This window comes from Mesorhizobium sp. M0019, assembly GCF_040323975.1.
Lineage (GTDB): Bacteria > Pseudomonadota > Alphaproteobacteria > Rhizobiales > Rhizobiaceae > Mesorhizobium.
In genome coordinates, this window is record NZ_JAMYVK010000007.1 from 39423 (window position 1) to 51725 (window position 12303).

A 12303-nucleotide genomic window follows, 5' to 3' on the forward strand; every position below is an offset into this window, starting at 1 on the left:
TTTACGGGGAGAAATGCCCGGCAGGGCAACGAGGGGCAGCGTAAACTTGAAGCGATGTCCTGCGGCGTTCCATGTCGCGCTTTGGACGAACGAACACTGCTCGATGCAGACGCTACAAAGGCGCATCACCCCTTGAGCATCGCCGCCACTTCGGGCGCAAAGTAGGTGAGAATCCCGTCGCAGCCGGCGCGCTTGAAGGCGAGCAGCGATTCCAGCATCGCCTTTTCGCCATCGATCCAGCCATTGGCGGCGGCGGCCTTGATCATCGAATATTCGCCCGAGACCTGATAGGCGAAGGTCGGCATCTGCAACTCGTCCTTCAGCCGCCGGATGATGTCGAGATAGGGCAGGCCGGGCTTGACCATCAGCATGTCGGCGCCCTCGGCGAGATCCTGCTCGGCCTCGCGCACCGCTTCGTCGGAATTGGCGTGGTCGATGTAATAGGTCTTCTTGTCGCCCTTGAGCAGGCCGGCGGTGCCGACCGCCTCACGATAGGGGCCGTAAAAGGCGGATGCGAACTTGGTCGCATAGGACATGATCGCCACATCCTGAAATCCATTGGCGTCGAGCGCATCGCGGATGGCACCGATCCGGCCGTCCATCATGTCCGAGGGGGCAATGATGTCGGCCCCCGCCGCCGCCTGGATGACTGCCGCCGCCGTCACCTGCTCCACCGTTTCATCATTGACGATAATGCCCTCGCGCAAGATGCCGTCATGGCCATGGGAGGTGAAAGGGTCAAGCGCGGCGTCGGTGATGATGCCGATCTCCGGCACCGCGTGCTTGATGGCGCGGGTGGCACGGTTGATGATGTTTTCCGGATCGAGGATATGCGAACCGGTCTGATCGCGCAGGCCGAGCTCCACATTGGGGAAAGTGGCGATCGCCGGAATACCAAGCTTGGCCGCGCGCTCAGCCTCCTTGACGGCGAGGTCTAGCGACAGGCGGAACACGCCGGGCATGGCGACGATCGGTTCGCGCACTTGTCTGCCGTCGACGACGAAGATCGGCCATATCAGATCGTCGACCGACAGCCGGTTCTCCTGGACAAGGCGGCGCGACCAATCGGCCTTGCGCATGCGCCGCAGCCGCCGGCTGCCGGTGATCTCGTCGACGCTGCGCGCGCCGGCAGGCTTTGCAGGGGTGAATTTGTTCATCGCAAAAACTCCGGATCGGGCGGCTTTTACCACGAGCCTCCGCTGCTGACCAATGCGACACGATTGCGCCAGCGGTCCTGTCGGGCGCTATTCTGGTTGGCCATTGCCCGACAGGATCTGCGCAGCACCCCGCATGGCGACGCGGAATGCCTCGTCGAAGCTGACGCCGCGCACTTGCCAATTGTAGCTCTTGCCATTCAAGGCAAGCCGCCAGTCGGCTATCCAGCCCAGTTCCTTGTCGCTCCAGACGATACTGCCGGCGAGCGCCTGGTCGGCTCCGGCCTTCCTGGCAAGCTGGTCCAGCGTCGTGATATCGGCATGGCGCAGGGCCTGGTCGTTAAGCTTCGAGGCCGACAGCAGCGACGCTTCGGGAAACACAATCCGCATGACCAGCGGACCGGTGGCATTGACGAACGATTCGCGCATCGCCGCCCCGCGCTCATCGTCGGCGGTCAGCACGAACTGCCTTGTGCCTTGCTCCGCCGCCAGGAAAATTACCAGGCGTGGCCGCTCGCCACGCCATGGTTTGCTGCCGAGCGTGGCAAGCACCGGATCGATAACGTCAGGCCTGTACAGACAAGTGAGATCGTGCGGCCGGTCATGGGTGCCCTGTTCGTCATGGACCGGAATGCCTTCGAGACGGTCGCGATAGCGGAATTCGGCAACGAAGCTGCCGGCCTTGTCGCGCAGCGCCGCCATCTCAGTTCTCTTCGGCAGCCGCTGATCGCCGGACACACGAACCAGCACCGCATCGAGGCAGGCCTTGAAACCGATCTGCCTGTTGACCTCGCCCTGGCCGGTGACGATGGTCTGCGATTGATAGAGTTCGTCGACGGTTTCGGCCGATACGGGAGGAGTGTTCGCAGCGATCAGGCCGACCACCACAACAGCAAGGCGCGGCAACCAAGGCATGGTTCAACCTTCCGGTTCAAAGCGCCAGCATTAGCACTGGGTGACGCCGACGACCATGCAGCGGATTGGCCGCCGCCATTGACGCGGCCATGCGCCACGCTTTAGCACTTCACTCCCGGCGGGCGCGGGGAGGGATTCTCTGGCGATGGATTTTGGCGGAGGCGACGAGATTCGCTTCGAAAGATTGGGCAGGGCCGGCGTCGTCACGCTGACGCGGCCGCAGGCGCTCAATGCCGTAACCCACCGCATGGTCAAGGCGCTGGACAAGGCGCTGCGCAGTTGGGAGCGCGACGACGGCGTCGACGTTGTCGTCGTCAAGGCCGAGGGCAGGGCATTTTCGGCGGGCGGCGACATCCTCCACATCTACGAAGCCGGCCGCGCAGGAAGGCCTCCGGTCGATTTCTTCGCCGATGAATACCGGCTGAATGCCCGCATCGCCCGCTTCAAGAAACCCTATGTCGCGGTGATCGACGGCATCGTCATGGGCGGCGGCGTAGGTATCTCCTTCCATGGCTCGCAGCGAGTGCTGACCGAGAACGCCCAGTTTGCCATGCCCGAGGTCGGCATCGGCTTTTTCCCGGATGTCGGCGCCAGCCATCTGTTGCCGGATCTCGGCGGCAGCTTCGGCATGTATCTGGCGCTGACCGGCAACCGCATCCGCTATGGCGATGCTTTGTGGTCGGGCCTCGCCACCCATACGATCAAGGCGGAGGACCAGGCCGGCTTCCTCGACCGTCTGGCGGAAAGCGGCGACCCGGAATCGGTGCTGCGCGGCTGCTTCGTCCCGGCCAGGCGCGAGACCGACAGGCCGACGCTGAAAGCCATCGCCCGGCATTTCGCGCAGCCGTCGCTGGCCGATATCGTCGCCAGTCTGGAGCGGGCAGCCGCTGCCGACGAGTTCGCGGCAAAGACGCTGGCCACCATCCGCACACGTTCACCGACCAGCCTGCATGTTGCATGGCGCCAGATTAGCGCCGGGCAGACGTTGTCGATGGACGAGTGCATGAAAATGGAGTTCCGTATCCTCAACCGCATGCTTGCCGGGCACGACTTCTATGAAGGTATCCGCGCCGCCATCATCGATAAAGGCTCGACGCCGCAATGGCGGCCGGCAGGCATCGATGACGTCAGCGCCGCCAACGTCGACGCCTATTTCGCACCGCTCGGCGAACGGGAACTGAAGCTGTGAGCGAGGTCGCCTCGAGACGCGTGGTGCTGCAGCCCTCGACGATCGAGGTCATCTTCGCCTGGTTCCAGCGCGTCATCGCCGGCTACTGTCTGCTGTTCGGCATCTTGTACTGGATCCGGCTGATCGGCTTTTACCCCGGCCCGTTGTGGCGCTTCGACCTGATGCCGGTGCACTGGCAGGTGGCGGCGGTGGTGCTGGCGGTGTTTTTTCCGTTCGCTGCCGCCGGCCTCTGGATGCTGGCGTCCTGGGGGCCGGTGATCTGGTTCATCTGCGCGGTGACCGAGTGCGTCATGTATGCCGGCTTCCCCGAGCTGTTCGGCCACCGGCCGCTGATCGTCGCCTCGCACCTTGCGGTGGCGCTGCTCTACATAGTGTTCCGCGTGGTGATCTGGATCCAGAAGCGGCAACCCCGGCGATAGCAATTCCGGCCAGGATCGTTGGCTAAATCTTTAGGTTAATTATCCTTGCTCGGGTGACCGTCCGTTAAGCCTCTTTCGAAACCCCTTACCGGTAAGCTCTTGTTAGCCTTGGCGTTTAAGTCGAATTTTATGAGTATTCGATAGTGTCGCGATCAAGGTGACGAACAAAAAATCACCGGGCGACAAACGAGAGGCAAAGACAATGATCAATTCGCGTCCGGCGGCGAAGACCGCCAACGTATCCGATGACCGCCGCGAGGCGATCCGTTCGCTGTACATGGAATCGCTGCAGCTGGTCGAGCGGCTGCATCGCCGTCTGCTTGACGTGATCAAGGACGAATTCGACCGCAACGGTCGCTCCGACATCAACGCCATCCAGGCGCTGCTCCTGTTCAACATCGGCAATTCGGAGCTGACCGCCGGCGAACTGCGCTCGCGCGGCTATTATCTCGGCTCGAATGTCTCCTACAATCTGAAGAAGCTGGTCGATCTCGGCTTCATCAACCACCAGCGCTCGCGCATCGACCGCCGTTCGGTGCGGGTTTCGCTGACGCCGAAGGGCAATGAGGTGGCGGAAGTCGTCGCCGGCCTCTACGAGCGCCATGTCGGTTCGATCGAGCAGGTTGGCGGCATCAACACGGAAGAGTTCAAGCAGATGAACCGCGCCCTGCAGCGCCTGGATCGGTTCTGGAACGATACCATCGCCTACCGGATGTAATCGCATCCGCCGCATCAAGATCTGAAGCTGGACTACGGAAATGCTGCCGCGGCACAAACCAAAGGCCGGTGCCGAAAAGCACCGGTCTTGCCGTTTCGTCAGGCCGGCCGATCCAAATTCGAGCAACAGCCACGTTGCCGCCATATTCCAATGGAACCGAAGATGCGGGTGATGCTGGGGCCAAAGCCGTGCATTTGTCCTGTGCTCAAGTCACTTCCCCTGTGGTTTTACACCGAAGTGATGTGGGCCATGGTTGGCTAATTGTTAAGAAGCCAACTCTAGAGTGCGGGCGAGACCGCCCGGTGGGTTGAATTGTAGCAAGAATGTCTGGAACGTCCATGAGAACCAGCCGCCGTTTCTTCCTTTCAGGAGCCTCCGCGCTCGCAGCCGCAATGGTCGCCGGCCGCGCCAGTGCGCAGGATGTGATCGGGGATATCCTGAAATCCTCGGCGCGCGGCAATTGGGACGACCAATTCGATGCGCGTGCCAGCGAAGGCGGCAAGGTTGCCTCGACGCTGCCGATCTTCAGCCTGCAGACGGTGTCCTTCACCGAGCAGGCGATCATGCAGTATCAGAATATCGTCGCGCAAGGCGGCTGGGAGCAGGTTCCAGACACCAAGAAGCTGCAGCTTGGCGTCGAGGATCCCGATGTGGTGCCGCTGCGCAGGCGCTTGATGATATCGGGCGATCTGGCGCAGAGCGCCGGGCTCTCGGAAGCGTTCGATTCTTACGTCGACTCGGCGCTCAAGCGCTTCCAGTTGCGTCACGGCTTGCCGGCCGACGGAACCACGGGCAAATATACTTTCGCGGCAATGAACGTGTCGGCGCCGGTTCGGCTTGGTCAGCTGCAGACCAATCTGCAACGGCTGCGTGAGCGGGCCGGAACGCTTGGCAACCGCTATGTTCTGGTCGACATCCCGGCGGCGCAGATCGAGGCGGTCGAGAACGACCGCGTTGTGCTGCGCCACACCGCAATCGTCGGCAAGATCGATCGCCAGACGCCGATCGTCAATTCCAAGATCAACGAAATCATCGTCAATCCGTACTGGAACGCGCCGGTCTCGATCGTGCGCAAGGATATCATTCCGCTGATGCGGAAGGACCCCAACTATCTCAAGGATAGCCATATCCGCCTGTTTGCGCCGGACGGCAGCGAGGTCGACCCAATGACGGTCGACTGGTCGACCGACGATGCCGCCAAATACCGCTTCCGCCAGGATCCCGGTTCCGGCAACGCGATGGCCTCGGTCAAGATCAATTTCCCCAGCCCGGACGGCGTCTACATGCACGACACGCCGCAGCAGAGCCTGTTCGGCAAGCTGATGCGCTTCGATTCCTCTGGCTGCGTGCGGGTTCAGAACGTGCGCGACCTCGTCACCTGGATTCTGCGCGACACACCGGGCTGGGATCGCCAGCATTTCGAGGCGGCGATCAAGACCGCGGAGAACACGCCGGTGCAGGTCACCAATCCGGTGCCGGTTTATTTTCTCTACGTCTCGGCCTGGTCGACAGGGCCGGGCGTGGTCCAGTTCCGTGACGACATTTACGGCCTCGACGGAGCCAACGAGCTGCAGATCACATCCGCGCTCTAAGCAGCTGAGTTCATTTGCAAAAGGCCGCCGGAAGGGCGGCCTTTTTCGTTGCCGAGTCTTTCGCGGCAAGCTTTGCTGGACTGATCGCCGGCAAAAGAACGCGCGGCGCCGTATTCGGAAATCGCATCATGCATGTCGCAATGTTCATTCTGGTCGTGCTCATCTTCGTCGCCGTTTCGGGCGCACTGGTCCGGCTGGTGCGGGTGCCGCTGCCGGTACTGCAGATCGCCATCGGTGCAGCGCTCGCCTGGCCGGTGCGCGGCATGCATGTCGAGATCGATCCCGAGCTGTTCCTGCTGGTGTTCATCCCACCGCTGCTGTTCAGCGACGCCTATGGTGCGCCCAAGCGCGAACTGATCGCGCTGCGCGGGCCGATCCTCGACCTCGCCATCGGGCTGGTCTTCTTCACCATTGTCGGCTTCGGCTACGCTTTGCACTGGCTTGTCCCGAGCATCCCGCTCGTCGTCGCTTTCGCACTTGCTGCGGTGCTGTCCCCGACGGATGCGGTGGCCGTCTCCTCGATCGTCGACAAGAGCCTGGTCCCGGCCCGGCTGATGCACATCCTGGAGGGCGAGGCGCTGCTCAACGATGCGTCGGGCCTCGTGATGTTCCGCTTTGCGGTGGCAGCTGCCTTGACCGGCAGCTTCTCCTTCGTCGCGGCGTCCGTGACTTTCCTCTATGCCGTCGCTGCCGGCATCCTGGCCGGCGTGGCTGCCTTGTTCGTCGCCGCCAAGGTGCTGCAATTGCTGAACCGTATCGGCGGCGTGCCGGCCGAGGCGCAGGTGCTGGTCATGGTCCTGCTGCCGTTCATCGCCTATCTCGGCGCCGAGAATGTCGGCGCCTCGGGCATTCTGGCGGCGGTCACGGCCGGAGTGCTCACCGGCGGCTCCGGGATTTTCCGCTTTCTCGGCGTCTCGGCGCGCATACAGACCGTATCGCTGTGGACGACGCTATCCCTCGTCTTCAACGGCGCGCTGTTCATCCTGCTCGGGTTGCAGCTTCCCGAAATCATCGGCAACGTGCCGCCTGAGCTCGGCAGCCGCTATCCGGTCATCCAGCCAATCGCCACGGTGGTCGCGCTGACACTATGCCTGATCGGGCTGCGCTTCCTGTGGATCTGGGTCGGCGACATCGCGACGCGCGTCTCGGCGCGATTACGCGAGCAGAAGGCCGAGCCGTTCGGGCTGCGCGTCCGGATCGCCGGCTCTGTTGCCGGCGTGCGCGGCGCCATCACGCTGGCCGGCATCCTGTCGCTGCCGCTCACCATGCCGAATGGTTCGCCCTTTCCGGCGCGCGACGTGGTGATCTTCCTCGCCGCAGGCGTCATCATCTGCTCATTGCTCATTGCCAGCCTTGCCTTGCCCAAGGTGGCACGGGGGCTGGTCGAGCCGGGCGAGGATCCTGGCGCTGCCGAGGAGCGTCTTGCGCGCGTGGGCGCGGCCAAGGCCGCCATCGCCCGCATCGAGAGCATGGCCGGCGCGACCGACGGCGATGAAGGGGAAATATCCGGCGCCCGGCTTGCCGCCGCCGACAGCATCGTCGCCGGCTACCGTCGCCGCATCGCTGCCTCCGACGAGGCCGACGAGGCGCGCGCCGAGGCCCGCGAGGCCGGACGGCTGGAGCTCGAATTGAGGCTGGCGGGCATTGAGGCCGAACGCGCAGCGGTTCGCGCAATGTTTCGCAGCGGCCAGATTAACGACCATACGATGCAGGCGCTGTTCACCGAGATCACGCTCACCGAGGCCCTGCTGAAGGGCCGGCAGGCAAGGAAATAGAGGCTGCCAGTCTCTCTGGCGCAATCCGGCCAGCAAATTTCGCGCTGCAAACGTGGCGGGCCGAAAGCAACTGTGTTAATGGCGCGACAGACCCCGAACCTTGAGGATTTCAGCCCATGGCAACAGCAGCGGCAGTGTCGAACAAATTCGAATCCTTTTTCGAAACCACGCTTGCCGATGCCGACCCCGAGATTTTCGGCGCAATCCGCAACGAACTCGGCCGCCAGCGCCACGAGATCGAGCTGATTGCCTCGGAAAATATCGTCTCGCGTGCCGTGCTCGAGGCACAGGGGTCGATCATGACCAACAAATATGCCGAGGGCTATCCGGGCAAGCGCTACTATGGCGGCTGCCAATTCGTCGATGTCGCCGAGAAACTGGCCATCGAACGCGCGAAAAAGCTGTTCGGCTGCAACTTCGCCAACGTCCAGCCGAATTCCGGCAGCCAGATGAACCAGGCGGTGTTCCTGGCGCTGCTGCAGCCCGGCGACACCTTCATGGGCCTCGACCTCAATTCCGGCGGACACCTGACGCATGGCTCGCCGGTCAATATGAGCGGCAAATGGTTCAAGGTCGTCTCCTATGGCGTGCGCCGGGACGATCATCTGCTCGACATGGACTCGATCGAGAAGGCCGCCCATGAGACCAGGCCGAAATTGATCCTGGCCGGCGGCACAGCCTATTCACGTGTCTGGGACTGGAAGCGTTTTCGCGAGATCGCCGATTCGATCGGCGCCTATCTGATGGTCGACATGGCCCACATCGCCGGCCTGGTCGCCGGCGGCATGCATCCGTCGCCGCTGCCGCATGCCCATGTGGTCACCACCACGACGCACAAATCGCTGCGCGGGCCTCGCGGCGGCATGATCCTTTGCAACGACGAGGATATTGCCAAAAAGATGAATTCGGCCGTCTTCCCCGGCCTGCAGGGTGGACCGCTGATGCATGTGATCGCCGCCAAGGCGGTGGCTCTGGGCGAGGCGCTGAAGCCGAGCTTCAAGATCTATGCGGAGAGCGTCGTCGCCAATGCCAAGGCGCTGGCCTCCAGTCTGCAGGAAACCGGTCTCGACATCGTCTCCGGCGGCACCGACAACCATCTGATGTTGGTCGACCTGCGTCCCAAGAACGCCACCGGCAAGCGCGCCGAGGCTGCCCTTGGCCGCGCCAACATCACCTGCAACAAGAACGGCATCCCCTTCGATCCGGAAAAGCCTTTCGTGACATCGGGCGTTCGGCTCGGCACGCCGGCCGGCACCACGCGCGGCTTCGGTCAGGCCGAGTTCCGCGAGATCGGCAAGCTGATCGCCGAAGTGCTGGATGGACTGAAGGTCGCCAATTCCGACGAGGGCAATGCGGCCGTCGAGGCAACCGTGAAGGCCAAGGTGGCGGCATTGACGGATCGTTTTCCGCTTTACCCGTATCTTGGTTGACGCAGGGCGTCGTTCCCCCAACTGTGACGGCGCCGATCAACTGGGCGCACGGCTGCATCTCGGAGACGCTTGATGATGATGCGAATTTTCCGTTTCGCCGGTGTTGGCGCTGCCTTGCTCACCTTAGCCACCTCGCCGCTACTCGGCGCAGCCTTGGCGCAGACCGAGCCGACCCCGGCAACACCCAAGACAGAGACCTTCGGCAGGTGGTCCACCACGATGGACGAGGTCAACACCGGTAAGGATGTGCGCAAGACCTGCGCCGCCTCGACGGTCTTTTTCGACGCAAACGGCACCAGCGGCACCCTCACGCTGGCCATCTCGAATGGCGACGTACTGCCACCCGCGGGCTATCCGAGCCTCATCATCGCCGTGAGAAACAGTGACTTGCCCAAGGGGGACAACATCCCGGCGGTGTTCCGCGACGTCAACGACAAGATCAAGGCCGGTTTTCATGTTATCGCCGACGGACAGTGGATGATAGACAACAAGTCCGAGACCACGCTCGCGGTACTGCGCGCCATGCGCCGCACCAGCGCCCTCGATGTCAGCTTCGCCGACAAGCCGGTCGCGACCATATCGATGGACGGCTTCACCAAGGCCTATCGCTATCTCGGCACGTCTTGCGGCTTCCCGACCGGCGACGTCGCGCCCTGATTGGCGGACCGCTGTCAACTGATTGCCGCTCTCGCAATTTTCCTCGCGCCTCGCTATCTCTGAGGCGCGATCGGTCATCGGCCATACTTTGCCATCGTGGCAAAAACCTCTAAGCCGTTCGCACTACGAGAATCGCGAACCGAAGGCTCTCCATGCGCTGTCCCTACTGTCAGTCCGAAGATACGCAGGTGAAGGATTCGCGCCCTGCCGAAGACGGTGCAGCGATCCGCAGGCGGCGCGTCTGCCCGGATTGCGGCGGCCGTTTCACCACTTTCGAGCGCGTCCAATTGCGCGATCTCGTCGTGGTGAAGAAGTCTGGACGCAAGGTGCCGTTCGACCGCGACAAGTTGCTGCGCTCTGTCGAGATTGCCGTCCGCAAGCGCAATGTCGACCCGGAACGTATCGACCGGGCGGTGACCGGCATCGTGCGCCAGCTCGAAAGCTCGGGCGAGACCGAGGTGGCCTCGGGGGAAGTCGGCCGGCTGGTCATGGAGGCGCTTAAGTCGCTCGATGATGTCGCCTATGTGCGCTTTGCCTCCGTCTACCGCAATTTCCGCGAGGCCAAGGATTTCCACGACGTGTTGGGCGAACTCAAAGGCGACGAGCTCAAAACCGACGAGCCCAGGGGCGAAGAGCTGAAGAGCGACGAGGACGCCAGCTGAGCATGGCAGGGTCCGAACGCAGCACGGCTGAGCAAGAGGTCCTCGATCGCCGCTATATAGCGGCAGCCCTCAGGCTGTCGCGCAAGAATGCCGGGCGGACCTCGACCAACCCTTCCGTCGGCACGCTGATCGTGCGCGATGACGGCGACGGGCCGATGATCGTCGGCAGCGGCGTCACCGCCGTCGGCGGCCGGCCGCATGCCGAGACCGAGGCTTTGGCAGAGGCCGGCGAACTGGCGCGCGGCGCCACCGCCTATGCAACGCTGGAGCCCTGCGCCCATCACGGCCGCACGCCGCCTTGCGCCAATGCGCTGGTCAGTGCCGGCGTGGCGCGTGTGGTCGGCGCTGCCAGCGATCCGGACCCGCGTGTTTCCGGCAAGGGCTATGCAATCTTGCGTGCCGCCGGCGTCGAAGTGGTGGAAAAAGTGTTGGCGGCCGAGGCCGCGGAGCAGATGGCCGGCTATTTAATTCGATCTCTGAAAAAACGCCCGGAAGTGATCCTGAAACTTGCGCTTTCGAGCGACAACAAGATCGGCGTGAAAGGCGAGGGACAGGTCTCCATCACCGGCGATATCGCCCGACGCGAAGTCTATCTGATGCGCGCCGAAGCCGATGGCATATTGATCGGCATCGGCACGGCACTGGAGGACGATCCGGCGCTGACGGTTCGGCTTCCGGGACTGGAGAGCCGTTCGCCGGCGCGCATCGTACTCGACCGTCAGATCAGGCTACCCGAGACTTCGAAACTGGTCGCCGGCGTCGACCATGTGCCGCTCTATGTCGCTGCCTGCGCCGAGGCCGATCCGCACCGGCGCGCTGCGCTCGAACGCGCCGGCGTTCGCTTCATCGGTACTGAGACCTATGAAGGCGATATTGCGCTGCCGGAACTGCTCGAGGATCTGGCGGCGCTCGGCATGGCAAGCGTCCTGGTCGAGGGCGGCGCGAGGGTGGCCAAGGCGTTCCTCGACGAACAACTGGTCGATCGTATCGTGCTGTTTCAGGGGCCGGACGCGATCGGCGAGGGCGGCATTGTATCGCCGATCGATGCCAACAATATCCCGCCGGGATTTCGCAAATTGCGCAACATGCGTTTCGGCGAAGATACATATGCGGAATGGATAAGAGACATCTAGGACCGAACTGATGTTCACGGGGCCAAACTAATGTTCACTGGAATCGTCACCGATGTCGGCACCGTCGCTGCCGTGAAGCCGCTCAGGGAAGGCGTCGGTTTGCGTATCGACACCGCTTACGATCCGCAGACCATTGCCATCGGCGCCTCGATTTCCTGCGGCGGCGTCTGCCTGACGGTAACGGGATTGCCGGAAGATGGCGCCAACGCACGCTGGTTCGAGGTCGAGGCCTGGGAAGAAGCGCTCAGGCTGACGACGGCGATGGGCTGGAAGGCCGGCACGCGAATCAACCTTGAGCGGGCACTGAAGATCGGCGACGAGCTTGGCGGCCATATCGTGTCGGGCCATGTAGACGGCATGGCCGAGATCGTGGCGCGCAAGGAAGAGGGCGACGCCGTTCGCTTCACCCTGGAAGCACCGCGAGAGCTGGCCAAATTCATCGCCCCCAAGGGCTCCGTCGCGCTCGACGGCACTTCGCTGACCGTCAACAACGTCGAAGGCACCCGCTTCGACGTGCTGTTGATCCACCATTCGCTGAGCGTCACCACCTGGGGCGAGCGGCAGGTCGGCGACCACGTCAATCTCGAGATCGACACCATGGCCCGCTACGCGGCGCGACTGGTGGAGGCGGCTAAAGAGGGGCTTTGAGGCGCTCGTCC

Annotated in this window: 13 protein-coding genes; 10 read left to right on the forward strand and 3 right to left on the reverse strand. The window is 63.1% G+C overall.

What is annotated here, in order from left to right; translation table 11 throughout:
* Window positions 1–125: 125 nt before the first annotated feature.
* Both hemB and NKK47_RS07460 read right to left on the reverse strand, forming a co-directional pair.
* The gene (gene hemB / locus NKK47_RS07455) at window positions 126–1157 is read right to left on the reverse strand and encodes a porphobilinogen synthase (RefSeq protein WP_023674482.1); all 1032 of its coding nucleotides are present in this window, start codon (window positions 1155–1157) and stop codon (window positions 126–128) included.
* A gap of 87 nt (window positions 1158–1244) precedes the next feature.
* Window positions 1245–2069, reverse strand: coding sequence for a DUF8605 domain-containing protein (locus NKK47_RS07460; protein WP_352456574.1), 825 nt, complete (start codon window positions 2067–2069; stop codon window positions 1245–1247).
* A 145-nt stretch (window positions 2070–2214) separates the two neighbouring features.
* Between NKK47_RS07460 and NKK47_RS07465 the strand changes: the two genes are divergently transcribed.
* From NKK47_RS07465 to NKK47_RS07480, 4 genes are all read left to right on the forward strand, one after another.
* Window positions 2215–3258, forward strand: coding sequence for an enoyl-CoA hydratase/isomerase family protein (locus NKK47_RS07465; RefSeq protein WP_352575883.1), 1044 nt, complete (start codon window positions 2215–2217; stop codon window positions 3256–3258).
* Complete coding sequence (locus NKK47_RS07470) at window positions 3255–3677, forward strand: DUF6163 family protein (protein ID WP_023674485.1); 423 nt, start codon at window positions 3255–3257, stop codon at window positions 3675–3677. The genes NKK47_RS07465 and NKK47_RS07470 overlap by 4 nt, the downstream gene beginning before the upstream one ends.
* A gap of 202 nt (window positions 3678–3879) precedes the next feature.
* Window positions 3880–4395 (forward strand): transcriptional regulator LdtR, encoded by a 516-nt coding sequence (ldtR, locus tag NKK47_RS07475; RefSeq protein ID WP_023674486.1) that lies wholly within the window; start codon window positions 3880–3882, stop codon window positions 4393–4395.
* 338 nt (window positions 4396–4733) lie between these two features.
* On the forward strand, window positions 4734–5987 hold the full coding sequence (locus NKK47_RS07480) for a L,D-transpeptidase family protein (RefSeq protein WP_352575885.1): 1254 nt from the start codon (window positions 4734–4736) through the stop codon (window positions 5985–5987).
* Here NKK47_RS07480 and NKK47_RS07485 read toward each other — a convergent pair.
* The gene (locus tag NKK47_RS07485) at window positions 5984–6121 is read right to left on the reverse strand and encodes a hypothetical protein (RefSeq protein ID WP_156937265.1); all 138 of its coding nucleotides are present in this window, start codon (window positions 6119–6121) and stop codon (window positions 5984–5986) included. The genes NKK47_RS07480 and NKK47_RS07485 overlap by 4 nt on opposite strands.
* Between NKK47_RS07485 and NKK47_RS07490 the strand changes: the two genes are divergently transcribed.
* The 6 genes from NKK47_RS07490 to NKK47_RS07515 all read left to right on the forward strand — a co-directional run bounded on the left by NKK47_RS07490 (window position 6116) and on the right by NKK47_RS07515 (window position 12292).
* Complete coding sequence (locus tag NKK47_RS07490) at window positions 6116–7762, forward strand: Na+/H+ antiporter (RefSeq protein WP_352575887.1); 1647 nt, start codon at window positions 6116–6118, stop codon at window positions 7760–7762. The two genes, NKK47_RS07485 and NKK47_RS07490, sit on opposite strands and share 6 nt — an antisense overlap.
* Before the next feature lie 116 nt (window positions 7763–7878).
* Window positions 7879–9192: a serine hydroxymethyltransferase gene (glyA, locus tag NKK47_RS07495; RefSeq protein ID WP_352575889.1), complete on the forward strand. Its 1314-nt coding sequence runs from the start codon at window positions 7879–7881 to the stop codon at window positions 9190–9192.
* 72 nt (window positions 9193–9264) lie between these two features.
* A complete protein-coding gene (locus NKK47_RS07500) occupies window positions 9265–9849 on the forward strand; it encodes an invasion associated locus B family protein (RefSeq protein ID WP_352575891.1) in 585 nt (194 codons plus the stop codon).
* Between the two features lie 152 nt (window positions 9850–10001).
* On the forward strand, window positions 10002–10511 hold the full coding sequence (gene nrdR, locus NKK47_RS07505; protein ID WP_352575893.1) for a transcriptional regulator NrdR: 510 nt from the start codon (window positions 10002–10004) through the stop codon (window positions 10509–10511).
* Between the two features lie 2 nt (window positions 10512–10513).
* Window positions 10514–11644 carry a bifunctional diaminohydroxyphosphoribosylaminopyrimidine deaminase/5-amino-6-(5-phosphoribosylamino)uracil reductase RibD gene (ribD, locus tag NKK47_RS07510; RefSeq protein WP_352575895.1) on the forward strand — a complete coding sequence of 377 codons (1131 nt, stop codon included), beginning with the start codon at window positions 10514–10516 and terminating at the stop codon, window positions 11642–11644.
* Window positions 11645–11674: 30 nt separating this feature from the next.
* Window positions 11675–12292: a riboflavin synthase gene (locus NKK47_RS07515; RefSeq protein WP_352456582.1), complete on the forward strand. Its 618-nt coding sequence runs from the start codon at window positions 11675–11677 to the stop codon at window positions 12290–12292.
* The last annotated feature ends 11 nt before the right edge of the window (window positions 12293–12303 follow it).

Bases quoted from the DNA above. Each gene is read 5' to 3' on its own strand.
- glyA (WP_352575889.1), top strand. From the start codon at position 7,879: ATGGCAACAGCAGCGGCAGTGTCGAACAAATTCGAATCCTTTTTCGAA.
- NKK47_RS07500 (WP_352575891.1), top strand. From the start codon at position 9,265: ATGATGATGCGAATTTTCCGTTTCGCCGGTGTTGGCGCTGCCTTGCTC.
- ldtR (WP_023674486.1), top strand. From the start codon at position 3,880: ATGATCAATTCGCGTCCGGCGGCGAAGACCGCCAACGTATCCGATGAC.
- NKK47_RS07515 (WP_352456582.1), top strand. From the start codon at position 11,675: ATGTTCACTGGAATCGTCACCGATGTCGGCACCGTCGCTGCCGTGAAG.
- nrdR (WP_352575893.1), top strand. From the start codon at position 10,002: ATGCGCTGTCCCTACTGTCAGTCCGAAGATACGCAGGTGAAGGATTCG.
- ribD (WP_352575895.1), top strand. From the start codon at position 10,514: ATGGCAGGGTCCGAACGCAGCACGGCTGAGCAAGAGGTCCTCGATCGC.
- NKK47_RS07485 (WP_156937265.1), bottom strand. From the start codon at position 6,121: ATGCATGATGCGATTTCCGAATACGGCGCCGCGCGTTCTTTTGCCGGC.
- hemB (WP_023674482.1), bottom strand. From the start codon at position 1,157: ATGAACAAATTCACCCCTGCAAAGCCTGCCGGCGCGCGCAGCGTCGAC.
- NKK47_RS07465 (WP_352575883.1), top strand. From the start codon at position 2,215: ATGGATTTTGGCGGAGGCGACGAGATTCGCTTCGAAAGATTGGGCAGG.
- NKK47_RS07480 (WP_352575885.1), top strand. From the start codon at position 4,734: ATGAGAACCAGCCGCCGTTTCTTCCTTTCAGGAGCCTCCGCGCTCGCA.
- NKK47_RS07460 (WP_352456574.1), bottom strand. From the start codon at position 2,069: ATGCCTTGGTTGCCGCGCCTTGCTGTTGTGGTGGTCGGCCTGATCGCT.
- NKK47_RS07490 (WP_352575887.1), top strand. From the start codon at position 6,116: ATGCATGTCGCAATGTTCATTCTGGTCGTGCTCATCTTCGTCGCCGTT.